This window comes from Candidatus Pelagibacter communis, from assembly GCF_001180225.1.
Classification (GTDB): domain Bacteria; phylum Pseudomonadota; class Alphaproteobacteria; order Pelagibacterales; family Pelagibacteraceae; genus Pelagibacter; species Pelagibacter ubique_D.
Genome location: NZ_CVST01000034.1, coordinates 98,637 through 123,765 on the forward strand (window position 1 = coordinate 98,637; position 25,129 = coordinate 123,765).

Consider the following 25,129-nt stretch of genomic DNA (forward strand, 5'->3'; position numbering starts at 1 on the left):
ATTTTATAAATAAAAAGTTATTATGCTTGTTAAAAGAAGCAGTGACATAGCATAATTAAAATAATTAATAAATTTCTGATTTGTCGCAAATTTCCTAAAGAATTTACCTAAAAATGTCCAAAGAGTTATGCTCGTTACTGAAACTAGTAAAGCCATAACAAGAATTTGAGTCGTATAACTCACAAATGTTTCTCCTGGGTTTATATAAGTAGATACAAGAATTATAGATGCAATTACACCTTTTGGATTTAGAAACTGAAAGATAAAAGTTTCATGAAATTTAATTGGATTTTTATTTTTATTTTCTTGATTTGATGGACCTGAAAAAGAAATTTTATAAGCTAAATAAATCAAAAATAGAGTTCCTAAATATTTTAATATTTCTTGAATTAAAGGATAAAGTTTAAATATATTTATCAAACCTAAAGCTAGGCATAATAATAAAAATGGAAAACCTAGGGTAACCCCGATTATATGTGGAAGTGTTCTAAATATACCAAAGTTAAAACCAGAATAAAAAGCTACAAAGTTATTAGGACCAGGTGTAAATGCAGCAACAATTCCAAATAAAGTTATCGAAAGAATTTCAGGATGCATTGCTAAGCAATTGGTAAACCATTCTCAGCTTTTTGTGATGGGTGCACAAGTGTAACTTTTCCTTCAGCATCAATTGCTCCTAAAACTAATACTTGTGAAACTACACCAGCAATATTTTTCTCAGGAAAATTACAAACTGCAATGACCTGCTTTCCTTTTAAATTCTCCTCATTATAGTAGTGAGTAATTTGAGCTGATGATTGTTTGATGCCAATTTCACTTCCAAAATCTACTTCAACTACTAAAGATGGTTTTCTAGCCTTTTCATTTTTTTTAACTGAAATTACAGTACCAATTCTAATATCTACTTTGTCAAAAATGTCATAGGTAATTTGCTCTTTAATCATAATATAATATAGTGTTTTAAGTTTATGAGTATAGATAACAATTTATATGAAAAATCAATCAAGATTTTAACTGACTTAATTGCATTTAAAACTATCTCAGGCCAAGATAATAGTAATTTGATTGATTATTGTGAAAACATTTTAAATAACATTGGAATAGATACTTTCAAAGTTTACGATGATGATAAAAAAAGAGTTAATCTTTTTGGAACTTTAAAAGCAAAAAATCAAAGCACAAAAAAACCAATCATCCTATCAGGACACACTGATGTGGTTCCAGTTTCTAAAGGTTGGAGCACTGATCCATTTGTTGCAACAATTAAAAATGATAAACTTTATGGAAGAGGTTCATGTGATATGAAAGGTTTTATTGCATGTACACTTGCTTATGCACCAATCTTTAAAGAAAGTAATTTAGATAGAGATTTGCATTTCTGTTACACATTTGATGAAGAGACTGCATGTATTGGCGCTCCTTTATTAATAGAGGAGTTGAAAAAAAGAGATATCAAAAATGGAATTTGTATAATTGGTGAACCAACTACAATGAAAATTATAGATGCTCACAAAGGTATGAATGAATACACAGTTCACTTTGGAGGACTAGCAGGACATAGTTCAAAACCGCATTTAGGAGTAAATGCTGCAGAATATGCAACTAGGTATGTTGGAAAACTTTTAGAAATAAGAGAACAACTAAAAAAAAGAGTTAAAGACAATAGTATTTTTGATCCTCCACATTCAACTTTATCAATTGGAGGCATTAAAGGCGGTATTGCTCATAATGTCATTGCAGACAAATGTATTGTTGAATGGGAAACAAGACCTGTTGCAAGAGAAGATGGAGAATTTGTAACAAATGAAATTGATAAATATGCAAATGAAGTACTCTTGCCAGAAATGAAAAAAGTGTTTCCAGATTCTTATATTAAAAAAGAAACAATTGGTGAAGTTGTTGGATTTAATAGATTGGACGAATCTGAGGCATGTGAATTTGTATCTAATATAACTGGAGATAATTCAAGAGAAGTAGTTTCTTTTGGAACAGAGGCTGGTTTATTTCAAGAACTAGGAATTAGTACAGTTGTTTGTGGACCTGGATCTATAGAACAAGCTCACAAAATTGATGAGTTCATAGAATTAAATGAAATGAAAAAATGCCTTAAATTTTTAGAAGGTGTAAAAGATAAATCAGTAAATTAACTCCAACCACCCACAGCTTTTACCTCTAAAAATTCTTCTAGTCCGTGTTCACCTGCTTCTCTACCAATACCAGAGTGTTTAAAACCTCCAAAGGGTGCATCAACTGCAATACCAGCTCCATTAACATCCACCATTCCAGATCTTAATTTTCTAGCAACTCTTTGAACTTTTTCAGAGTCTTGAGTTTGGATATAGTTTGTTAATCCATATGAAGTATCATTTGCAATTTTAATTGCCTCTTCCTCTGTTTCAAATGGGATAACAGATAGAACAGGTCCAAAAATTTCAGTTCTTGCAACATCCATATTGTTATTTACATCTGCAAAAACAGTTGGTTTAACAAAGTAACCTTTATCTAATCCGTCAGGTTTACCTGTTCCTCCAGCAACTAATTTTGCACCCTCATCAATACCTTTTTGGATCAAAGTTTGAATTTTATTGTATTGAGTCTCTGAAATAACAGGACCTATGTGTTCTCCTTCTTTTTTAGGATCACCCACCTCAAAGTTATCAGTATATTTTTTTAATCTCTCTATAGCATCGTCGTACATTGATTTTTCAACCAACATTCTTGTTGGAGCATTACAAGATTGTCCAGAATTTCTAAAACATCTTAATGCCCCTCTTTCAATTGCTTCTGGATCAGCATCTTTAAAAATAATATTTGCGCCTTTACCACCTAATTCTAAGCTTACTCTTTTAAAATCTTTAGCAGCATTTTGAGAAATCAAAGCTCCAGCTCTTGTTGAGCCTGTAAAAGAAATCATATTAATATCTGGATGACTTGTAAGAGCATCGCCTGTTGTTGCTCCATCACCATTAACTAAATTAAACACACCTTTTGGGAATTTTACTTCATCAATAATTTCAGCAAGTATCATTGATGAAAGTGGTGCTAATTCTGAAGGTTTTAAAACCATTGTACAACCTGCAGCAATTGCTGGCATTACTTTTAAACAAACTTGGTTCATTGGCCAGTTCCAGGGTGTTATTAATGCACAAACACCTTTCGGTTCATAAATTAATCTTTGATTTGGAGCGTGTTCACCTAATGGTTTTTCAAATTCGAAATTTTTTAAATATCTGATGAATGATTTAATATGACTTGCTCCTGTTCCTGCTTGTAATTTTGTAGCAAAATCTTTTGGCGCACCCATTTCAAGAGTTATAGCTTCTGCAATATCTGCCCATCTTTTTTTATAATTTTCATAGAGTTTTTCTAATAGTGCAATTCTTTCATCTTTAGAAGAAAAAGCCCAAGACTCGTATGCATCTTTTGCTGCACTAACTGCTAAATCAACATCTACTTTATTTCCTAAAGTAATTACAGCACAGTTTTCTTCTGTTGCTGGATCGATTACTTTAATTTCTTCAGCACTATTTGGTTTAACCCATGCTCCATTAATATAAAAATTTTTTTTGTCTAACATGATTTAAAATTATCCTTTCCTTATGATTTTGCAAATAAATTTGTTAATTCGTAAACTATTGTTGCAGCTGCAAGAGACGTAACTTCAGCATGATCATATGCTGGTGATACTTCTACTACATCAGCTGAAACTAAATTTAATCCAGACAACCCCCTCAATACATTTACCATTTCTCGTGAAGTCATTCCCGCAATTTCTGGTGTACCTGTACCAGGTGCAAAAGCTGGATCCAAAACATCAATATCTATAGATAGATAAAGTGGATTATCTCCTACTCTTTTTCTAATCCTTTCTGCAATTTTATCTGTTCCTTGAGTTTGAAATTCATCACAGTGAATTATTTTAAAACCAAAACTTTCATCATTTTTAATATCATCTCTACTATAAAGAGGTCCTCTTATTCCAACATGCATTGAAGCATCATCTAAAAATAAACCTTCTTCTCTTGCTCTTCTAAAAGGAGTTCCATGTGTATATGGTGCACCGAAATAAGTATCCCAAGTATCTAAATGAGCATCAAAATGAACTAAAGAAACTGGTCCTTTGTTTTTTTTATTAATTGCTCTTAATAACGGCACAGCAATTGTATGATCACCACCTAAACTAATTATTCCACCTACTTTATTTAATAGATCAGTTGCTCCTTCTTCTATTTGTTTAATAGCTTCATCAATACTAAATGGATTACACGAAATATCTCCGGCATCTGCAACTTGTTGAATTTTAAAAGGCTCCACATCATAACTTGGATGATAATTTGTTCTTAAATGTCTAGATGCTTGTCTTATACTCTGAGGACCAAATCTCGCTCCTGGTCTATAACTGGTTCCAGCATCAAACGGGACACCAACAATCGCTACATCACAGCTCTCGACATCTCTTAATTCTGGTAATCTTGCAAAAGTACTTGGACCAGCATATCGAGGTACTTTTGTTCCACTTAATGGTTGAATAGGATTTTTGTTTCTTTCTTTTGTCATTTTTTAATAATCTAAGATAATATTATCTAATCTAATTCGTCTATAATAAATTAATGAAAATTATTATTTTATTCATCTTAATATTTCAGTTTTCACAGGTAAATGCTGATGAAATATACAATCTAATCAAAATTCCGAACTTGGAAATCTATAAACTAAAAAATGAGAACAATATCCGTTATTTAAATGCAAAAGGAGATTTTAAAATAGGAGTAGATGACAACATTGCTTGCAATAAGACAAATCAAGAAAATCTTAATACAAAATTTCCAACAATTGAGAGAAATATTAAAAGATACAATTCTAAATTTCTTAAAAAAATAAATTTAAAATATGTTGTATTTTGTGAAGGTTTATTTATTTCGAACATCAATACTGGCGGAATACCAGATAATAAAAATAGAACTTTAATATTAGATATAAACTTTAACGAAAAATATTTTGAAAGAATGATTCATCATGAAATTTTTCATATGATTCAAAATAGTTATGAGGAAGATTTTAATGATCAAAAATTTTCTTTATTTAATAATTCTGATTTTGAATACGCTGAATGCTCAACTTGCTCAAATAGATTAAATTTAGATTTATATGAAAATACAAATGGTTTTTTAACAGAATACTCTAAATCTATTCCATCAGAAGATATGGCTGAAATCTTTTCTTTTTTAATGGTTAATAAAAATTTAATTGAAGAGAAAATCAAAAACGACCCTATATTAAACAAAAAGGTTAATTTTATTAAATTAAACATATCTAAAATCGATGAAAATATTTTATGATTAAAACAATTAAGGCATCAAAATCAGAAAAAATTTTATTTATTTTTTTAATTATTTTAACTGTTTCTGCTTTTTCATCTTTTTTTTTATTAAAAAATAAATGTCTATTTATAGACAATAACGATTTAAAAAAATTAAACTTTAAAAACCCAGATAATATTGCTGTAATGAATTTAGAATGTGGAAATGTAATTATTGAGTTATATCCTGACATTTCTCCAAAAGCTGTCGAAAGATTTAAAACGCTAATTGAAAAAAAAATGTATGATGGTTCGGCATTCTATAAAGTTGTTGAAAATACTTTAGTTCAAGCTGGCGATATTGAATTTGGAAACATTGATTATTTAGATTACTCAAAAATTGGAAGTGGCAAATCTGGATTGGGATCATTAAAATCAGAACTTAGTGATGATTTTGAATTTACTGAAGGTAGTGTTGGATTTGCAAGATCAAGAGAATTTGATACTGAGGATAGTGAGTTTTTTATGACGTTAAAAGAAATTCCAATTTATCAAGGGGAATACACTCCACTTGGAAAAGTGAAGTATGGACTGGAAATACTTAAGAAAATAAAAACAGGGAATAAAGCAATCTATGTACTTAGACCTGATTATATAAACACTTTTAGAATGTTAGAGACTAATTAACTAAAGGTTTTCCGGTTGAAAGAGTATATTTAATTCTATCTTGAGTTTGTTTGGTTTCTATCAATCTCATAAAAGAATCTAACTCTAACTTATAAAGATCATCTTCTGATAAAGTTTTATCTAAATTTGTATCACCGCCACTTAAAATATTTGCAAGTTCAATTCCAACATGCATTCCATGATCTAATATTATTTTATCATTATATAATTTCTCTAAAACTTTAATCATTTTTTCTTTCAAAGGTTTTCCAGATAAATTAAATTTACACTCTCCTGGAGGAACAAAATCGTTATTTTGATGAATAAGTTTTCTCGCCTCTTCAAAAAGACTATTTCTATTCATGATTTTTTTATCCTCAGGTTTTAAGTATTTTAAAGGCTCAGCTTCTACAGGAGAAGTTGCAGTTTTTGCGTATCCAATAATATCAAATACTTTTAAAGGAGCATAATCAGGATCAGATTTTGCTTCTTCCGTTTGTGACCACCTCCATAGCATTTCTTTACATCCGCCTCCAGCTGGCACCAATCCAACAATTGTCTCTACAAGACCAACCACAATATTTGTGTGTGATGCAACAAAGTTACTTTGAACCAAAACTTCAAAACCACCACCTAAAGTAAGACCGGAAGGTGCAGACACTACCGGGTACTTAGAATATTTTAATGTTTTGCATGTATCCTGGAAGTATTTGATAAATTTTTCTATAGATTTGAAATCACCCTTGTCTGCAAAATTCATCGTATAACTCAAATTCACACCTGCAGAAAATTGCATGCTTTCATTCATAACAATAAGTGGTTTGTCAGTTGCATTTTTTAATGCATCCATCGAATCATAATCTAATGCACAAGCTTTTGTGGTAAATTCAACAATATTAAAATCTTTAAAACGGTAAATTTCAGCAGAATTATTTTTATCTACTTTTATTGCTGTTGGTCTTATTTTTCCTAATGTTTCAATATCAGTGTAAAGCTGTCTTTCTCCATAAAAGTTTTCATCTTTTGATTTTGATAAATTTTCTAAAAATTTATTATTTTCAAAATTATCTATTCTTGAAAAAAAATTTTCTACTCCAATTGATTTTAACATTTCAAAAGGACCCATTGCCCAATTGAAACCAAGTCTCATTGCCTCATCTATATCGTTGAACTTATCTGTAATTCCTGGAACTAAAGACGATGCGTATTTTATTATTTTAGAAATTACTTCCCAAGCATATTCTCCATATTTATCTTTACGATTAATTAAATTATTAATATCTACAGTCTCAACTCCTAAATCTATTTTTTTTGAGGTTGTGTATTCACCTGTTTCTAAATCGATAGCTTCTAATACTTTTTGGTTTCCACTTTTATTCATTCTGTAAAAACCACCTTTTCCTTTTCGTCCAGTGTAGCCAGTATCAATCAATTTTTTTACTAACGGAATTTCTTTTGCAACAATTTGAAATTCGTCATTATCAGAAAGTTCTTTAATAAAGCTTTTTAAAACATCAGCCATCAAATCAATTCCAATTAGGTCGTATAATCCAAAAACTCCTGTTTTAGGTATGCCCATTGGTCTTCCAAAGACTGCATCAGCTTCTTCAATTGATAATTTCATTCTAAATGCTTCTGTCATTGCTACCTGCATTGCATAAACACCTATTCTATTTCCTAAAAAACCAGGAGTGTCATTACAAACAATAGCTCCTTTACCTAATTCAATTTCACAAAATTTTTTAAGAGAATTAATTTTATTTAAATCATTATTTTCGTTTTTTACAATTTCAAGTAACCCCATGTATCTAACTGGATTAAAGAAATGAGTAATGCAAAAATCTTTTTTTTCTTCTTCAGTTAATTTTTCTGATAAAACTTTAATTGGGATAGATGATGTGTTTGATGAAACAATTGCTCCTTGTTTTCTATTCTTAAATATTTTTTCATAGATATTGTGTTTAATATCAATTCTTTCAACAACAGCCTCGACAACCCAATCAGCTTCTTTTACGACATCAAAATTATCATTAATATTTCCAACTTTAATATTTTCAATTTTGGTTTTATCTAAAAGTAATGGAGGTCTTGATTTGTGAATTCTGTCTCTAGCTTTTTCAGATATTTCTGTTGTTAAATCTAAAAGAGTAACTGGTACATTTGCGTTACAAAGGTGTGCTGCAATTCCACTACCCATCGTACCAGATCCTATAACAACTACTTTTTTTATATCCATAATCAGCAAACTTTTATTGAATTAATCAAAAACTTGAAATAAGACAAATTTCCTGATTAATTAAATTGATAAGCTATATAAATTAACACAATATTAAAGAGAAAAATGTACAATTCAGTAATAGCTGGTTACTCCAGATCACCTTTTGCAATGGCAAATAAAGGAAAATTAATAGATGTAAAACCGGTTAATTTACTAGCTGAAGTAATTAAAAAACTTGTTTCACAATCAAAAATTAATCCAAAAGAAATTGATGATGTTGTTGTTGGCTGCGCTTTTCAGGTTGGTGAACAATGTTTTAATATTGGAAGATTAGTAACTTTTTTATCAGATCTAGATATGAGAGTTCCTGGCATGTCTGTAGATAGATGGTGTGGATCTTCAATGGAGGCAATTCATATAGCAGCAGGAAAAATAGCAATGGGATCAGGTAAGATATTTATTTGTGGAGGTGTTGAAAGCATGACAAGAGTTAGAACTGGCTTTGATCCTTTACCCTACCCATATTCTGATGAAGCAAAACAAAATCCACATTTATATTTATCAATGGGAATTACTGCTGAGAATGTTGCAAAAAAATACAATATTTCAAGAACAGAGCAACAAGAGTTCTCATTAGAAAGTCATAGAAAAGCAAATAAAGCACAACAAAAAGATAAATTTAAAAGTGAAATTACTAAGATAGGTGATTGTGAAACTGACGAAAATATTAGACCCAACAGTACAATGGAAAAACTAGATAGTTTAAAGTTGGTATTTGATCAAAATGGAACTGTCACGGCTGCAACTTCATCTCCCCTAACTGATGGAGCTGCTGCAACTCTAATATGTGAAGAAAACTTTGCTAAGGAAAATGGTTTAGAAATTCTTGGGAGAATAAAATCAACTGCTGTTGAAGGATGTGATCCAAACTATATGGGGTTAGGACCAATTTCGGCGACCAAAAAAGCTCTGGAAAGAGCTAAACTTTCAATAAAAGACATTGATATTGTGGAGCTAAATGAAGCTTTCGCATCTCAATCACTAGCTTGTATTAAAGATTTAGAAATAGATATTAATAAAGTAAATTTAGATGGTGGTGCAATTGCTTTAGGGCATCCATTAGGTGCAACGGGTGCGAGGATAACAGGAAAAGCTGCACAACTTTTGAAAAGAGAAAATAAAAAGTACGCTCTTGCTACTCAATGTATTGGCTTAGGAATGGGAATTGCAACAATAATAGAAGCAGTTTAATTATCTATTAATTCCTCTTAATCTCTCAGATCTTCTTCTTAATAATTCTGCACTAATCAAGATTAAAGTCGAAAGAATAATTAAACATGTTGCAACAGCAAGAATTGTTGGACTTAACTGTTCTCTAAGACCTGTCCACATTTGAACTGGAATTGTAGTATTTTCTAAACCAGCAAGAAATAAAACTACAACCACTTCATCAAATGAAGTTACAAATGCAAATAAACCTCCTGAAATTACACCTGGTAATATCAATGGAAGAGTAATTTTCATAAAAGTATTTACAGGATTACTACCTAAACTAGCAGCAGCTCTTGTTACACTATGATCAAATCCTGATAGGGTTGCAGTTACCGTGATTACAACAAATGGAGTTCCTAGTATTATATGAGCAAAAACTATTCCTGTATGCGTTGCTGCTAAGCCAACTTTTGCCATGAAAAAAAATATTGCAACGCCTGATATAATTAATGGAACAATCATTGGAGAAATAAGAGTAGCCATTATAATTCCTTTATAAGGCATGTGCCTACTACTCAAACCTAGTGCTGCCAAGGTTCCAAGAATTATTGAACCAATAGTTGCAAATATAGCAATTATAAAACTATTTTTTGCAGCTAACCCCCATGGGTTTTTAGTTCCATAAATCATATCTTTATACCATCTCAAAGAAAACGCATCTGGATCAAGATTTTTCATTCCCTCAGAGAAAACTAAAAATTCTTCTGCATTAAATGACAATGGAAATATTACAAACAAAGGTGCGATTAAAAAGAAAAATACAAAAGCACAAATGGCTAAATAAAAATAATGCCAAATTCTATAACGTGTTTCTGTATAACTTGGTAATGCCATAATTATCCTAACTTAATATTATCTACTCCAACTAATTTGTTATAAATCCAGTAAATTACTAAAACTCCAGTTAACAACATTAAACCCATTGCAGATGCAAAACTCCAATCCAAAGTTTGCTTCATATGAAATGCAATCTGGTTACTTATCAATGTTCCAGAAGCACCTCCTACCAATGCTGGAGTAATGTAATATCCAATTGCTAATATAAATACTAACAAACATCCGGCTCCTATACCTGGAATAGTTAAAGGGAAATATACTTTCCAAAATGCAACAAAAGGAGTTCCTCCTAAAGATTTTCCTGCTCTCATTAAGCTTGGTGAGATCGTTTTCATCACACTGTAAAGTGGAAGAACCATAAATGGTAACAGTATCTGTGTCATCGCCACATAAGTTCCAACTTTATTGTACATCATTTCTGGCCTGTTATCGTCTGCAACTAATCCTATCATGACAAAGAAATCATTAACGACTCCCTGTTGTTGTAACAAAATCATCCAACTAGCTGTCCTAACTAAAAGTGATGTCCAAAATGGAAGAAGAACACAAATCATCAATAAATTTGAGTACTTCATAGGTAATGTAGCTAATAAATGAGCTATAGGATATCCCATTAAAAAACAAAATAAAGTTACAAAGAATGCAATTTCGAGTGTTCTCAGCCACAAAATTCTATGAATTCTTCTATCTTCATCAACTTGGGCAATGCTTCCATCTGGTGCATAATACATATCCATACCTTTAAGATATTTAGCTAATGTATAAGGCGGTGCAGTTCTCTTTATAGCTTGCCAATATTCAACTTTGCCCCAATTTTTGTGTACCTTCATCATCTGTTCTTTGATGCTAGCACTTTCATCTATTTTTTTTCTTTTAATATTTCTGAACAATCTTTTAGTTGTTGAATTAAAACCATTTTTTTCTTTATTTAATCTTTGACCAAGTTTTCCGTGTTCTTGTTTTTCAACAAGTGCCTTGTAGTCATAATAAAAACCAGCAAAAACTTCTTCTGATGGTAATTCTTTTCCATCCCATTTCTCCATTTCCTTAAACGTTTTAGGAAGCATGTTGGTTATCATTTTGTCATCAATACTTCTCGTAAACATTTCTCCGATTGGAAAAATATAAGTGATAACTAAAAATAATAATAATGGAGCTACAAGAACAAAGGCTTTGATTTTGTTCTTTCTCTCAGCTTTTTTTAAGCTTACTTCAAGTGGTATACCGTCAGTAGTTAATATTTTATTTTCTGAGCTCATAAAAAAAGGGCGGTTATAAAACCGCCCTTAAATATTATATAATTTTTAAATTAAAAACTAGTTTTAATTTAAACCTGCTTTCATTGCTTCCCATTTTTCACCAATCTCTGTTCCATAATCAGCCCAGAAGAACGGGTCTACTAAAAAGTAATTTTTAGTATTTTGTGGAGAAGTAGGCATTTGAGGCATCATTTCTGTTTTACCATCTTTGTACCATGGCTCACCAGCTTTGATTATTTCAAGAGAAGATTTTCTCCATGGAGCGTATGCAATGTACTTCGCGCTACCTGCTAACATCTCAGTGTTAGTCATCATCGCTAAAGCTTTCATAGCATTCTCTTGGTCTGGACCACCATCAACAAGTGCGAAATATTCATAGTCTAAACCTTGACCATCCCATACTTGTTTAATTGGAGCACCTTCACCAACTTCAGCGTTGAAGAATCTTCCATTCCAACCTGTTGCCATTACAACTTCACCTGCAACTAATAATTCAGGTGGTTGTGCACCAGCAGACCAGAATACACATCCTCCATTTGGATCTTCACAAAGTTCTTTAACTTTGTTCATAGCTCTGTCGATGTATCCATCTTTTTCTTCCATAAATCTATAAAGTCTGTCACCACCTTTACCCATTTTAACTCCATCAGCAGCTAAAGCGATTTCAAGGTTAGTTAAAGCACTTTTGTAGATAGCTCTTTTTCCAGGAAACTTTTTAGTATCAAAAAAGTCTTTGATAGTTTTAGGCTCTTTACCATCAAATGCTCTAGTATCGAACGCATAATTCCAAGAATATAAGATGTTTCCTACAGCACATTCACTTGGCATTCCTGTGAAGAAGTCTTCACTTGCAGGAGTTCCATCTGGTGCAGCTGGGAAGTCTTTGTCAAAATCAAATTTAACAAATAAACCTTCATCACATCCGTTAATTGTATCAAATGCAAATAAGTCTATGATATCCCAAGTGATAGCACCTGCTTCTTTTTGTGCTTTAATTTCTGATAAACCACCAGAATAGTCAACCCAGTTGATATCTATTCCAAGTGCCTTAGCAGTTGGATCACCATACCCTAACTTTTGAGACTCTGTATAAGCTCCACCCCAAGATGCAACTGTTACTGCAAATGCTGATGAAGTTATTGAAAGAGCAAAAGAAAGAGCAAGTAATAATTTACTTAATTTTTTCATTATTCCTCCGTTTAAACGTTAATATAAATTAATTTATATAATTAAAGTACACCAAAATGAGTTAGTGAAGTCAACAGCTCATTTTATCTTGTAAAGATTTGTATTTTTTGTTGAAACTATTTAGGATCTAAAGCTCTAGCATCAACACTGTTCCAGCCAATGTTAATATCCTCACTAACTTTAAGCTCTAGATTCGAAGTACTATTTGGAACTTTTAAAATAAATTCTGAACTTCCAAGAAGATTTAATCTAACTCTGGTATGATCTCCATGATAAATTACTTCCTCAATTTTTCCAGTAAACATATTATCCATTTTATCAGCAGGATTTATTAATGCTCTCTCTGGTCTTAGAGATACTGTAGTTTTTTCACCTTTAGATTTTACTGAAATAGGATTAGCTAAGATTTCTGCATTACCTAATTTAACTTTACATGTATCCTTATCAATATCAGATACCTCACCATTAAATGTATTATTTTCACCTATAAACTCTGCAACGAAAGAGTTAACAGGTTTTTCATATAGTTCTGCTGGATCAGATAACTGTTGAACTTTACCATCATTAAATACAGCTATTCTATTTGACATAGTAAGAGCTTCACTTTGATCATGAGTTACATAGACAACAGTGACACCAATGCTTTCATGAATATGTTTAATTTCATACTGCATGCTCTCTCTTAAATTTTTATCTAATGCACCAAGTGGCTCATCCATTAAAACAACAGCTGGATCAAATACTAGTGCTCTTGCAACAGCAACCCTTTGTTGTTGTCCTCCAGAAAGTTGTGCTGGCATTCTAGATTCAAATCCATTTAAAGAAACCATCGATAAAGCTTTATCTACCTTTTTATCAATTTCATCTTTTTCAACTTTTCTTACTCTTAAAGGAAACGCTAAATTTTCGTAAACTGTCATGTGAGGAAACAGTGCATAATTTTGGAACACCATTCCAATTCCTCTTTTGTGAGGTGGAATGTTTGAAATAATATTTCCATCTAATAAAATTTCTCCATTAGTTGGAGTTTCAAATCCAGCTAACATCATTAAACAAGTTGTTTTACCTGAGCCAGATGGTCCAAGCATCGTTATAAATTCACCTTCAGCAATATCTAATTGAAGATCTTTAACGACAAGTACTTTGCCGTCATAACTTTTATCTACTTTATCAAATTTTACGAATTCAGGATTTTTAGACATAAATTTGATTATTAAGCATTTGTGAAAGTAGATTTCAATAGTAAATTAACTCTTGATATGAAGCTCTTTTGAAAAATTACAAAATAACTCTGAACCATTTTCTGTAACCCTAATAGCCTCGGAAGCCTCAACACCCCAATCACCAAATTGCATCACAGCAATCATATGAAAACAAACATTAGGCTCAAGAACTGTCTTGTCTCCTTTATATATATTAAGAGTATGTTCTCCCCAATCAGGAGGGTAACCTATTCCTATTGAATAACCAGTTCTTGATCTTTTTTCGATACCGTATTTATCTAGTATTTTCCAAAAAGCTTGAGCAACATCATCTACCGTATTTCCTGCTTTAATTGCGCTAATACCAGAATTTAAAGCTTCAATAGTTTTATTCATCGTATCAATTTTTTGTTGATTTGGCTCTCCAAGTAATACTGTTCTAGCCATTGGCGCATGATATCTCTTATAGGTTCCAGAGAGCTCAATGATTGTTGCCTCTCCTTTCACAAATTTATCTTGAGTTGCCGTTAAATGAGAAGCTGAAGTCCCTTTTCCTGTTGGTAGCAATGTTGCAATACTTGCATATTCGCCACCAAATTCCTCTGTCCCATAAAAAAGTGCTTTTTGAATTTCACCAACTGCATCACACTGACGAACTCCTGGATTTATTACTTCCATTGCAGTTTTCATCGCGCTTTCAGAAATTTTAGCAGCAGATTTCATATAGTTTATTTCTGCATCCGATTTTGTAAATCTTGCCCAGTTCACTAATCGATCACTGTCTTTTAATTTGGCATTTGGCAAACCTTGTTTTATTTTTTCATAACAAAAAGCTGTAAAATAGTGAGCATCCATCTCTAACCCAATTGATAGATTATCCCATTTTCTCTCTTTAATTATTTCAACCAATCTATCGTAAGGATGTTTTGGCCAAGTATGAATGTACTCTTCATCATAAACTAAAATATTTTCATCTTTTAAATAAGTTTTTATATAAGCCCCACCTGCATCTTGAGCTCTTACGAAACATAATGGCTCATCAGCATTTACATGAACAATTGCGCATTGGGCATAATAAAAAGACCAAGCATCATAACCAGTAAGATAATATAAATTATTAGTGTCATGAGAAATTAAAAGTTCGATGCCTTTTTCTTGCATCATTTTTTGAACTTTTTTTAATCTTTGTTTGTATTCTTCTTTAGTAAATGACATTAGTTTGCCTCAAATAGTTTTCCAAATCCCTCAACAGAGTTATTTTTATTTATTTTTACTAGTGTATCCCAAATTAATGCTTGATTACTAGATAAAACTATTGTGTTCAATTTTTTTTCAAGTTTTTCAATAATGGGTAATACAGGTAGTGCTGTACACGAAACAAACAAAGCTTCTGCCCCGTTTAAATCAATTTTAGATAATACTGCATACAAATAATCTTGATCTACTTTGCCAATGTCATAATCAGCTTCAATATCAAAGTAAGAATTAGAAGTAATTTCAAATCCTTCATTTTGAAAATATTCTAAAACATCATCATTTAGTTTTTTACTATAAGGTGTGAACAAAGAAATTTTACTTATATTTAACGTTTTTAAAGCTTTAATTGCTGCAGTGCTAGGCGTTGTAACATCAGCCATTGGTTTTGCTGCTTTTACTTTTTGTTCAATTGAATTATATCCAGCTGCAATGGTCCCAGAGGTACAGCCATAAACAACACAATCAATATCTTGATCTGGTAAAATATCTTTTGCAACCTCAGTTACTTTATTTGACATTTTAATCAGATTTTCTCGAGTTAATGGATTGTAACACTCAATACGATTAACAAAAAAATCAATTTCCCTGTCTTTTATGACATTAATGAAATCTCTCTCAATCATAAAATCACTTGCAAGAGCTATTAAACCAACTCTTGGATTTGATTTACTAATGTATTTTGGATCTATTTTTGTTGAATTCATATTTTAAAAGATGAATATATCAGAAGTTCTTTAATAATCATTAATATTAAATTAACGACATGAATTTAAAAGATACCTTCATTGCATCACTGGTCCCCATATTTTTAGGCTTTGGTTTTGTCATTGCAAAACCAGCCTTCGATTCTTTTCCACCAATTTTATTAATGGGTTTAAGATTTATCTTTGCGGCATCAATTTTAGTCTGGTGGTTTCCAATACCAAGAGGATATTTATTAAAAATATTCATAGCGTCTTTAATAGCTAATACTTTGCAGTACAGTATTACTTACTCTGGGTTAGATTTGATTGATGCATCTGCTGCCGTTTTATTAGTTCAAACAGAAGTACCATTTGGAGTAATTTTTGCTTACTTTATGCTTAAAGAGAAACCAACAGTTAGAGCATTAATTGGTATTGGTATAGCGTTTATAGGTGTTTATGTTTTAACTGGCTCACCAAATTTAGACGGAAAAATTATTGGTATTGGATTGACTATACTGGGCTCTGCTATTTGGGCCCTTGGGCAAGTAATGGTGAAACCTTTAAGTAAAGAAATTAACCCATTAGCTTTAGTTGCTTGGATGGCATTATTTTCTGGTCCAATTTTAATATTATTATCAGCAATCATAGATGGAAATACTATTGAATATTTTGCTAACGCAGAAATTAATCATTGGATAATTGCAATTTATATTGGTTTTATAATGCAGCCAGTTACTTATGGTTGCTTCTATTATGTCATAAAAAATAATCCAATTTATAAAGTTCTACCTATTGTAACCATGGGAATTCCTCCAACAGGATTATTGGCTGCAATTTTTCTTTTAGGAGAAGAGCCGACAAAAGAACTATTCATTGGTGGATCAATAATAATAGTTGGCGTCATATTAATTGTTTTTACAAAAAATAAAAAAGAAGAGGTAAAATAATGAAGATAGGTTTTATAGGTCTAGGAAATGTAGGTGCTAAACTTGCAGGAAGTTTACTGAGAAATGGATTTGACTTAACAGTAAGAGACGTAGACCAAAATTTAACAGATCAATTTAAAAATTTAGGTGCAAAAGTTGCAAACTCTGGAAAAGAACTTGCAGAACAAGTTGATCTTATAATTACTTCTTTACCATCACTAAAAGTAAGTGCAGAAGTTATGGAAGCTGAAGATGGAGTGCTTGAAGGCCTTTCTGAAAATAAAATCTGGCTTGAAATGAGTACTACGGATGAGGCTGAGGTAAAGAGAATTGGAGAAAAAGTAATTGAGAAAAATGCCATACCTTTAGATGGTCCTGTAAGTGGTGGTTGTCATAGAGCTGCAACAGGAAATATTGCAATTTTTGTAGGTGGTGAGAGAAAAGCATTTGAAAAAATATTACCTGTCTTAACAGTCATGGGAAGAAAAGTATTACATACTGGTGAACTAGGTACAGCAAGTACTCTTAAAGTAATTACAAATTATTTAGCTTCAGTGCACCTAGTTGCCTTAGGAGAAGCTTGGACGGTTGCTAAAAAATCTAACCTAGATCTTGAAAAAACATTCAAAGGAATTGCTGCATCATCAGGAAATTCATTTGTTCACGAAACAGAAAGCCAGGTAATCTTAAATGGTTCTTATAATATAAATTTTACAATGGATTTAGTTTTAAAAGACACAGGTTTATTTGATGATTTGGCAAAAAAGTTAAATGCCCCACTGGAATTATCTCCAAAAGTTGTTGGAATATTTAAAGATGGACAAAAAAAATATGGATCTAGAGCGTGGTCTTCTATGATTGTAAAAAGGATGGAAGATTTAAACAATATTGATTTTAGAGCCAAAGGTTTCCCAGAAGAATTAGTTGATAATGAGCCTGAGGAAAAAGGATATGAAATCTAAATAGTATGCTAAAATAGGATTATGTTAGATAAAAGAAAATTTTATATTGATGGTGAATGGGTAGATCCAATTAGGAAAAATGACTTTGATGTTATCAATCCATGTAATGAAGATCCTTGCGCAGTAATTTCTCTAGGATCCACCGAAGATACAAATAGAGCTGTAAAAGCTGCAAAAACAGCATTTGAAACTTGGAAAGAAACCTCAAAAGAGGAACGAATTAAATTATTAGAAAAATTATTAGCTATTTATAAAAAAAGATTTAATGAAATGGCAGAAGCTATTTCATTGGAAATGGGTGCTCCAATGGATTGGTCGACTGATGTTCAAACTGCATCAGGAAGAGATCATTTAGAGGATTTTATATTAAGACTTAAAAATTTTAACTTCGAAGAAAATTTTGATGAAAAATCAAATAACCATATTTGTTATGAACCAATTGGAGTTTGTGGATTAATAACTCCTTGGAATTGGCCAATAAATCAAATCGCTCTTAAAGTTGCTCCAGCATTTGCAACTGGTTGTACAATGATTTTAAAACCCTCAGAAATTGCTCCTATATCAGGAATGTTATTTGCTGAAATGATTGATGAAGCTGGTTTTCCAAAAGGAGTTTTTAATTTAGTAAATGGCGATGGAGCTGGGGTTGGAACAGACATTTCGAGTCATCCAGATATTGATATGGTCTCTTTTACAGGCTCAACAAGAGCTGGAAAGTTAATTTCTAAAAATGCTGCTGATACAATTAAAAGAGTTTGTCTTGAGCTAGGTGGTAAAGGAGGAAATATTGTTTTTGCCGACAGTTATAAAGATGCAGTGAGAGATGGTATCCGAAATGTAATGAGTAATTCAGGACAATCTTGTGATGCGCCTACAAGAATGTTGGTTGAAAAATCTATTTATGAAAGAGCAGTAAAAGAAGCTGTTGATGAAGCAAACAAAATTAAAGTAGATCAAGCAACTAAAAAAGGAGATCACATTGGCCCTGTAATTTCAAAAGTTCAGTACGATAAAATTATAAATCTTATTGAAAGTGGAATTTCTGAGGGAGCAACTTTAGCAGCAGGAGGGCCAGAATTACCAAACGGTTTAAACAAAGGATATTTTATCAAACCAACTATATTCACAGATGTTACTAACGAGATGAGAATTGCAAAGGAAGAAATCTTTGGGCCTGTTTTATCAATTATTCCGTTTGATACTGAAGATGAAGCAGTGAAAATTGTAAACGATACTTCTTATGGTTTAGGAAATTATCTTCAAACTGATGATAAAGAAAAAGCACATAGAGTTGCAAAAAAATTAAGATCAGGATGTGTTTACATAAACGGTAATGCGGCTGATGTTGGAACTCCTTTTGGTGGTTACAGACAATCTGGAAATGGTAGAGAAGGAGGAGTTTGGGGATTGGAAGAATTTTTAGAGGTAAAAAACGTAACTGGTTGGAATTAATTTGAATTTCTCAAATACCTTAATCTTCCAATAATTTCATCACGATCCATGTAATATCCTTGAAGGTGCCTATGACCTGAATTTGGATCAAATTCAGTTCTCCCATGAAGCAACCTTCTATTGTTGAAAGTAAATATATCTCCTGGCCCTAATCTAAATTTAATTTGAAATTTATCATCGTGTAATAAATTTCCAAATCGATGATGAGCTTTGTAAACTTTGTCCATTAAATCAGGATGGCAATCTAGAGCATCCATAGTTGCAACACTAAATCTAATGTCATGATAATCATTATCTTTAGTTAAAGAAATCGCAGGCGCATAATAACTCCTAACAGACTCTTGAGTGTAATCCATATCTCTAAATTTAAGGTGAACATTAACTAATGTATCAAAAATTTCTTTTTCATTTTTTCTTAAATAATCTGCAACTGCAAATCCATCTACAGCTGAAGAATCTCCACCATTTGCAGAATTAACCAAACAGTGAAGAAATTGATAACCTGGAGGTGTTTCAAACCAAGGTAAGTCCATATGATTTCTAAGAGCATGAGCTGTGTAAGCAGAATTATTTGGTTTTGGAATATTGATTACCTCAAATGGAGTTTTAAAAAAAGTTTCTCTAGTATGACTGATTCTATTTAAAACTTTAAATCCAGAGTTCTCATCTGTCGGTGCATTTTTTACAATTGCAATTCCAGTATGATGCAAAAGTTCCAACCATTTTATCAAGCCCTCATCTGAATTAATGATTTCATCATGATCAATTTCTACAGATTTTAGTTCATCTTGGAGAGAGTTATCCCAAAGCTTATAGGGTGATTTGTATTCTAAATTGTTTTTAATTGTATAACAATTATCTCTCAACCATTTTTGATCATAACAACTAACATGATCTCCCTCACTCCACTCAATTTGAAGTTTGCCTTCATCATTCAGAGAATATTTTTTAGGATTTATGTCTTTAGATACTTTGAGAATATTAAACATTCTGTGACGAGAATCTTTGTCGTGTGCTGTAGGGCAATTATCTCTCAACCATAAATAATTAAACTTACTTTTTTTTCCATCGCTCCAATAAACTTCTAAATTAGTAGAATTTTTAGTTATATTTTCAATTTTATAATTTTGTTCCATTAGCTTTTATAATTTGAATTTTCACGATCTAATTTTCTTAATAATGCAGCCCACTCTGTTTTTCCATCATAATTATAATCATCTGAACTGCTCATATTGTCCCAAAAATAAGCAGCTTTCTGTTTATCTATTTCATGTTTGCTTAATCCCATAGATAAATTTTTAACCTGAACAGTGCATGCTTGTTCTAAATAGTAAGCTCTAAAAAATGCTTCTGCAGCAGTTTTACCCACTGTGTAGTATCCATGATTTCTTGTAATTAAAATATCGTGCTTACCTATAAGATTTTCAAATTTTTTTCCAAAATCTTTATCTTCAACAAATTCATAATCAATGTATCCAATTAAATGATTTAAATAGACTGCTGCTTGTGAAAGGCACATCAAACCTTCTTTTGTCCCTCCAACTGCCATAACATCGTTAGCGTGTCCGTGAACATAAAAGTTAACATCAGGACGTGAATTAAATATCCATTGTGCAAGATTAATACAACCATCATTTAACCATGGTCCATCTGAATTTATTTTTCTTCCATATTTATCAATCTTAACTAAAGATGACGCTGTAATCTCTTCATAAAACATTCCATAAGGATGAACAAAAGAAAAATCTTTATCTTCCGCTGATCTCGCTCCCGCACATTGATTAGCTAAATCAGTCATCCCATACATGTGTAAAATTCTATAAAGTGCTGATAGTTCACATCGAACAGCATGATCTGATTTGCTCATAAATTAAATGATTATTTAAATGACTAACAAAATCAAACAAAATCGAATTTGGAAAAATCAATTAAAAGTTGTATAGAAATTGTTTTACATTTTGCGCCATGAACTGTTAGAACTTAATTGATGTCAAAAATCGAAATCAACAACGTTTATAAAATCTTTGGTAATAATCCAAAATCAGTACTTCCAATGGTCAAGGAAGGTTCAACTAAAGATGAAATATTAGAAAAGACTGGGCACACAGTTGGATTAGATAATGTCTCTCTTAAAATTGAGGAAGGCGAAACTTTTGTTTGCATGGGTCTTTCAGGATCAGGAAAATCTACATTAATTAGACATTTAAATAGACTTATAGATCCAACTGATGGGGAAATTTTGGTCGAGGGCACAAATGTGATGTCGCTTGATAAAGAAAAACTGATTGAGTTTAGAAGACATAAAATGAGTATGGTCTTCCAAAGGTTTGGTTTATTCCCACATAAAACAGTTTTACAAAATGTTGGTTATGGTTTGGAAATGCAAGGTAAAGCAGAAGATGAGAGAAACAAAATCTCAATGGAAAAAATTGATGCTGTTGGATTAAATGGATTTGAAAATCAATATCCAAATCAATTATCCGGTGGAATGCAACAGCGTGTTGGTTTAGCAAGAGCGCTAGCAACAGACACAGACATAATGTTGATGGATGAAGCTTTCAGTGCTCTAGATCCACTTATAAGAAGTGATATGCAAAAACAACTTATTGATCTTCAATCAGAATTAAAAAAAACAATTGTATTTATTACTCATGATCTTGATGAGTCATTAAGATTAGGTGACCATATTGGAATTTTAAATTCAGGGAAATTAGTACAAGTTGGAACTCCAGAAGAAATTATAATGAACCCTGCAGATGATTACGTAAAAGCTTTTGTTAAAGATGTTAATAGAGCAAAAGTGATCAAAGCAAAAATAATTATGAAAAATTTAAATGAGTCTGAAAATATAGATAAATCAAACGTTATTAAAGTAAATGAAGATCAATTTATTGAAGAATTTTTACCTCAAATAGTTTGTACAGACTCAAATTGTGAAGTAGTTGATAAAAATGGTAATATTAAGGGTTATATTACTAATCAAGAATTACAGTCTTCTTTAATTAAATCTTAAAATAATATTATTTAGCAAACCTTTTATATTTTGGAAGTTTGTCATTGATTTGATAAAAATCTGACTTTGAACCTACAAATATATTTCTAAAAGTTTTTATTCTTGTTTTACCGTCAAACATTCCTGCAGAAATTGAAACATTGTCAGATTTATCAACTTTAAAAAATATACTTGCTCCACATTTATTACAAAAACCTCTCTTGGAATTCTTAGATGACTTAAACCATTTCAAAGTAGTTTTGTTTAAAAATTTAAGTTCTTTATCTTTAATATTCGTATAAGCTCCAAATACGCCATGAGTTTTTCTGCATTGCACACAATGGCAATTAGATACACTTCTTAGTTTACTAAGTGTTTTAAACTTTACACCTTTGCATAAACAACTAGCTGTTAATACTTTTTTCATAAAAACTTTATTATATGATATTAATATTAATTTAAAAAATTAAATGTCTGTTTTTCTTAAAAGCTTCACAATCACAAATAACTGGGTTGATTATAACAACCATTTGAACATGGCCTATTATGTTTTAATATTTGATGAAGCATGGGAAGTAGCACTTGAGAAGTTTAAAATGGGAGCAAGTGCAGCAAAAAATCTAAATAGAAGCACTATGGTTGTCGAGACAAACACCAAATATCTTAATGAGGTTAAAGAAGGTGAATCTGTTGATATAAACCTTACTTACTTTGACCATGATAAAAAACGATTACATTTAAAAATGGAAATGGTTACAAAAGAGACTAAAAAAATCTCAGCAGTGATGGAATGGATATCACTATATATTGATCTCAGCAAAAGAAAGGTAACAGAATTCGAAGAAGAAAAGTTGAAGTTGATGGCTTCTTTTATAAAGGAAAATGAAGCTGAATTTTCAAGTGAAAATCTTTTGTTCTCTTCAAAACTGAAGAAATAATTAAATATAATTCATTATCTTATTTTGGTATAGGTGCGAAATGAGTACCGATAATAACTCTAAAGGAATTATTCTTATCATTATTGCAATGACTTTATTTGCAATGCAGGACTCATTAATCAAATTTATATTTGAAAAAGCAGCATTATATGAAATTTTTTTTGGCAGATACTTTGTTGCTGCAATTTTATTATTTGGTTACATAAAAATAAGAGGACAAAAAGTAATTTTGAAAACTCATTATCCCTTTTTAACTTTGGTGAGAGTGACTTTTCACTTTTTAGCATTTTCTGCTTTCTTCGTCTCCTTAACTTACATGCCATTAGCCACTGCTAATGCACTTTTTTTCTCCTGCCCTTTTTTTGTGTCAATTTTTGCCAAATTTTTTTTAAAAGAATTTATTGGAATTAGAAGATGGTCTGCAATTGTATTTGGTTTTATTGGAGTATTTATAGTTTTAGATCCAAATTTTTCAGATTTTGAATACAAAAGTTTACTTCCTGTCGGATGTGCTTTTTTTTATGCAGCATCAATGACAATTACAAAATATACATCAGATAAAGATGATGTGAACACACAGCTTTTTTATTTTTATTTGATTGCTTTAATACTATGTGGAATTATTTATATATTTATGGGCAATGGTCAATTCAATGATGTTAATTTCGACCAAACAACTCAATTTATTTTCAGAGAATGGTTTACAAATTCTGAATATACATGGAAATTTATTTTATTTTTTGGAGTTGCAGCATCAATTGCTTTTGTTTGTATATTTTCTGCTTACATTGTTGCCTCTCCTTCTGTTGTTTCGTTATTTGAATACTCTTTAATCATTATGTCCATGATACCAGGATATTTTTTATTTAATGAAATTCCGTCTACTAGAACTTTTATTGGCGTAGCCTGTATAATAACTGCGGGAATTTATATATACCTTAGGGAAAGAGTACGTGATCAATATATTGCAACTGAAACACCAGTTAGAAGATGACCAAAAGCTATATTCCAACTATTAATATATCCTCACTTCTCAAAAATAACTTTGATACATTAAATGCGACTAAAACATTAAAGAAAATTAAAAAAGCATGTGTTGATATTGGTTTTTTCCAAATTACAGGGCATGGGCTAAATTTAAATCAAATAAAAGAAACCTGCAAAATTGCGAATAAGTTTTTTAATTTAACAGATAAAGAAAAGAAAAAGCTATCTCCAAAAAAATGGAATAAAAAAAATAACAATACTTACAGAGGTTACTTTCCTAGTGATGTAAATGGGAAAGAAGGGTTAGATATAGGTGATTTAAGTGTTACAAAAAATTATTCTTCTAAACTAAAAAATCAATATATCGAACATTTAAATCTAGAAAATTGTTTCAGCAATAAATCTATAAAAATTTTGAATGGCTATTTTGATAATATCTATAATTTAAGTGAGATATTGTTTAAAAGTGTAATAAAACTTAATAACAAAAACCCAAATATATCCTCCAAAGCCTTTTCAAGAATTAAAACATTAAGCACTTTAAGATTTAATTACTATCCAAATCAAACAAAACCAGTAGAAATTTCAAAACAAGATGGAGTTGCACTTGGATGTGAAACGCATGTTGACAGTGGAATATTTACAATTCTCTACCAAGATAAAAAAGGTGGTCTTCAAGTGCAGAATAGAAAAACAAAAAAATGGTATGATGTACCATTTAATAAAAAAGCTTTAGTGGTGAATACAGGTAGAGCGTTAGAATTTTTAACAAAAAGTAAATTTAAAGCAACTAATCACAGGGTTTTATGGAACAAAAGTAAAAGACTATCTGTCCCTTTTTTCTTTGAGCCCTCATATGATTTCAAAATGAATAAATCTTTCCTTAACTCTAAAAAATACTCCAATACAGGTCAAGTTTATGAAAAATTCTTAAATCAATCATTAAAAAAATTTGTTGAATATCAGCGGTAAAATTTTCTAGCTCATT

Annotated in this window: 25 protein-coding genes; 11 read left to right on the forward strand and 14 right to left on the reverse strand. The window is 31.1% G+C overall.

The window, feature by feature from the left end; all coding sequences use genetic code 11:
- Positions 1 to 3: 3 nt before the first annotated feature.
- Together AMN99_RS02195 and AMN99_RS02200 are read right to left on the reverse strand one after the other, a co-directional pair.
- On the reverse strand, positions 4 to 597 hold the full coding sequence (locus AMN99_RS02195; protein ID WP_075506206.1) for a LysE family translocator: 594 nt from the start codon (positions 595 to 597) through the stop codon (positions 4 to 6).
- Between the two features lie 2 nt (positions 598 to 599).
- The gene (locus AMN99_RS02200; RefSeq protein WP_075506296.1) at positions 600 to 941 is read right to left on the reverse strand and encodes a tRNA-binding protein; all 342 of its coding nucleotides are present in this window, start codon (positions 939 to 941) and stop codon (positions 600 to 602) included.
- Positions 942 to 968: 27 nt separating this feature from the next.
- Between AMN99_RS02200 and argE the strand changes: the two genes are divergently transcribed.
- Positions 969 to 2,147 (forward strand): acetylornithine deacetylase, encoded by a 1,179-nt coding sequence (gene argE / locus AMN99_RS02205; RefSeq protein ID WP_075506207.1) that lies wholly within the window; start codon positions 969 to 971, stop codon positions 2,145 to 2,147.
- On the opposite strand, the gene AMN99_RS02210 is transcribed toward argE, so the two are convergent.
- Both AMN99_RS02210 and speB read right to left on the reverse strand, forming a co-directional pair.
- Entirely contained in the window at positions 2,144 to 3,577 is a 1,434-nt protein-coding gene (locus AMN99_RS02210; protein ID WP_075506208.1) for an aldehyde dehydrogenase family protein, read from the reverse strand. The two genes, argE and AMN99_RS02210, sit on opposite strands and share 4 nt — an antisense overlap.
- 20 nt (positions 3,578 to 3,597) lie before the next feature.
- A complete protein-coding gene (gene speB, locus AMN99_RS02215) occupies positions 3,598 to 4,557 on the reverse strand; it encodes an agmatinase (RefSeq protein ID WP_075506209.1) in 960 nt (319 codons plus the stop codon).
- Positions 4,558 to 4,610: 53 nt separating this feature from the next.
- Between speB and AMN99_RS02220 the strand changes: the two genes are divergently transcribed.
- The gene (locus AMN99_RS02220; RefSeq protein WP_075506210.1) at positions 4,611 to 5,339 is read left to right on the forward strand and encodes a putative zinc-binding metallopeptidase; all 729 of its coding nucleotides are present in this window, start codon (positions 4,611 to 4,613) and stop codon (positions 5,337 to 5,339) included.
- Positions 5,336 to 5,986 carry a peptidylprolyl isomerase gene (locus AMN99_RS02225; RefSeq protein ID WP_075506211.1) on the forward strand — a complete coding sequence of 217 codons (651 nt, stop codon included), beginning with the start codon at positions 5,336 to 5,338 and terminating at the stop codon, positions 5,984 to 5,986. Before AMN99_RS02220 ends, AMN99_RS02225 begins: the two co-directional genes overlap by 4 nt.
- Here the strand turns inward: AMN99_RS02225 and AMN99_RS02230 are convergent.
- Complete coding sequence (locus tag AMN99_RS02230; protein ID WP_075506212.1) at positions 5,979 to 8,201, reverse strand: 3-hydroxyacyl-CoA dehydrogenase/enoyl-CoA hydratase family protein; 2,223 nt, start codon at positions 8,199 to 8,201, stop codon at positions 5,979 to 5,981. The genes AMN99_RS02225 and AMN99_RS02230 overlap by 8 nt on opposite strands.
- 105 nt (positions 8,202 to 8,306) lie before the next feature.
- On the opposite strand from AMN99_RS02230, the gene AMN99_RS02235 reads away from it, so the two are divergent.
- Complete coding sequence (locus AMN99_RS02235) at positions 8,307 to 9,434, forward strand: thiolase family protein (RefSeq protein ID WP_075506213.1); 1,128 nt, start codon at positions 8,307 to 8,309, stop codon at positions 9,432 to 9,434.
- On the opposite strand, the gene AMN99_RS02240 is transcribed toward AMN99_RS02235, so the two are convergent.
- The 6 genes from AMN99_RS02240 to AMN99_RS02265 form a co-directional block, all read right to left on the reverse strand.
- Complete coding sequence (locus AMN99_RS02240; RefSeq protein ID WP_075506214.1) at positions 9,435 to 10,289, reverse strand: ABC transporter permease; 855 nt, start codon at positions 10,287 to 10,289, stop codon at positions 9,435 to 9,437. It lies immediately after the preceding gene.
- A gap of 2 nt (positions 10,290 to 10,291) precedes the next feature.
- Entirely contained in the window at positions 10,292 to 11,551 is a 1,260-nt protein-coding gene (locus AMN99_RS02245) for an ABC transporter permease (protein ID WP_075506215.1), read from the reverse strand.
- A gap of 63 nt (positions 11,552 to 11,614) precedes the next feature.
- On the reverse strand, positions 11,615 to 12,739 hold the full coding sequence (locus AMN99_RS02250; RefSeq protein WP_075506216.1) for an extracellular solute-binding protein: 1,125 nt from the start codon (positions 12,737 to 12,739) through the stop codon (positions 11,615 to 11,617).
- Positions 12,740 to 12,855: 116 nt separating this feature from the next.
- Complete coding sequence (locus AMN99_RS02255; RefSeq protein WP_075506217.1) at positions 12,856 to 13,941, reverse strand: ABC transporter ATP-binding protein; 1,086 nt, start codon at positions 13,939 to 13,941, stop codon at positions 12,856 to 12,858.
- 45 nt (positions 13,942 to 13,986) lie between these two features.
- Positions 13,987 to 15,156 carry a M24 family metallopeptidase gene (locus tag AMN99_RS02260; RefSeq protein ID WP_075506218.1) on the reverse strand — a complete coding sequence of 390 codons (1,170 nt, stop codon included), beginning with the start codon at positions 15,154 to 15,156 and terminating at the stop codon, positions 13,987 to 13,989.
- A complete protein-coding gene (locus AMN99_RS02265) occupies positions 15,156 to 15,902 on the reverse strand; it encodes a maleate cis-trans isomerase family protein (RefSeq protein ID WP_075506219.1) in 747 nt (248 codons plus the stop codon). The genes AMN99_RS02260 and AMN99_RS02265 overlap by 1 nt, the downstream gene beginning before the upstream one ends.
- 59 nt (positions 15,903 to 15,961) lie before the next feature.
- On the opposite strand from AMN99_RS02265, the gene AMN99_RS02270 reads away from it, so the two are divergent.
- Genes AMN99_RS02270 through AMN99_RS02280 form a run of 3 tightly spaced genes read left to right on the forward strand, consistent with a single transcriptional unit; the run spans position 15,962 to position 19,224 of the window.
- A complete protein-coding gene (locus AMN99_RS02270) occupies positions 15,962 to 16,831 on the forward strand; it encodes a DMT family transporter (protein WP_075506220.1) in 870 nt (289 codons plus the stop codon).
- On the forward strand, positions 16,831 to 17,772 hold the full coding sequence (locus tag AMN99_RS02275; RefSeq protein ID WP_075506221.1) for an NAD(P)-dependent oxidoreductase: 942 nt from the start codon (positions 16,831 to 16,833) through the stop codon (positions 17,770 to 17,772). The genes AMN99_RS02270 and AMN99_RS02275 overlap by 1 nt, the downstream gene beginning before the upstream one ends.
- A gap of 21 nt (positions 17,773 to 17,793) precedes the next feature.
- The gene (locus AMN99_RS02280) at positions 17,794 to 19,224 is read left to right on the forward strand and encodes an aldehyde dehydrogenase family protein (RefSeq protein WP_075506222.1); all 1,431 of its coding nucleotides are present in this window, start codon (positions 17,794 to 17,796) and stop codon (positions 19,222 to 19,224) included.
- Here the strand turns inward: AMN99_RS02280 and AMN99_RS02285 are convergent.
- Both AMN99_RS02285 and AMN99_RS02290 read right to left on the reverse strand, forming a co-directional pair.
- Positions 19,221 to 20,360, reverse strand: a complete 1,140-nt coding sequence (locus AMN99_RS02285; RefSeq protein ID WP_075506223.1) for a TauD/TfdA family dioxygenase — start codon at positions 20,358 to 20,360, stop codon at positions 19,221 to 19,223. The two genes, AMN99_RS02280 and AMN99_RS02285, sit on opposite strands and share 4 nt — an antisense overlap.
- Positions 20,360 to 21,091 (reverse strand): class II aldolase/adducin family protein, encoded by a 732-nt coding sequence (locus tag AMN99_RS02290; RefSeq protein ID WP_075506224.1) that lies wholly within the window; start codon positions 21,089 to 21,091, stop codon positions 20,360 to 20,362. Before AMN99_RS02290 ends, AMN99_RS02285 begins: the two co-directional genes overlap by 1 nt.
- 120 nt (positions 21,092 to 21,211) lie before the next feature.
- On the opposite strand from AMN99_RS02290, the gene AMN99_RS02295 reads away from it, so the two are divergent.
- On the forward strand, positions 21,212 to 22,237 hold the full coding sequence (locus AMN99_RS02295) for a quaternary amine ABC transporter ATP-binding protein (protein ID WP_075506225.1): 1,026 nt from the start codon (positions 21,212 to 21,214) through the stop codon (positions 22,235 to 22,237).
- Positions 22,238 to 22,244: 7 nt separating this feature from the next.
- On the opposite strand, the gene AMN99_RS02300 is transcribed toward AMN99_RS02295, so the two are convergent.
- A complete protein-coding gene (locus AMN99_RS02300; protein ID WP_075506226.1) occupies positions 22,245 to 22,643 on the reverse strand; it encodes a GFA family protein in 399 nt (132 codons plus the stop codon).
- Between the two features lie 43 nt (positions 22,644 to 22,686).
- Here AMN99_RS02300 and AMN99_RS02305 point away from each other — a divergent pair, with 43 nt between their 5' ends.
- Genes AMN99_RS02305 through AMN99_RS02315 form a run of 3 tightly spaced genes read left to right on the forward strand, consistent with a single transcriptional unit; the run spans position 22,687 to position 25,113 of the window.
- Positions 22,687 to 23,154: a thioesterase family protein gene (locus tag AMN99_RS02305; protein WP_075506227.1), complete on the forward strand. Its 468-nt coding sequence runs from the start codon at positions 22,687 to 22,689 to the stop codon at positions 23,152 to 23,154.
- Positions 23,155 to 23,194: 40 nt separating this feature from the next.
- Positions 23,195 to 24,148: a DMT family transporter gene (locus tag AMN99_RS02310; RefSeq protein WP_075506228.1), complete on the forward strand. Its 954-nt coding sequence runs from the start codon at positions 23,195 to 23,197 to the stop codon at positions 24,146 to 24,148.
- Entirely contained in the window at positions 24,145 to 25,113 is a 969-nt protein-coding gene (locus AMN99_RS02315; protein WP_075506229.1) for a 2OG-Fe(II) oxygenase family protein, read from the forward strand. The genes AMN99_RS02310 and AMN99_RS02315 overlap by 4 nt, the downstream gene beginning before the upstream one ends.
- Positions 25,114 to 25,129 lie beyond the last annotated feature (16 nt).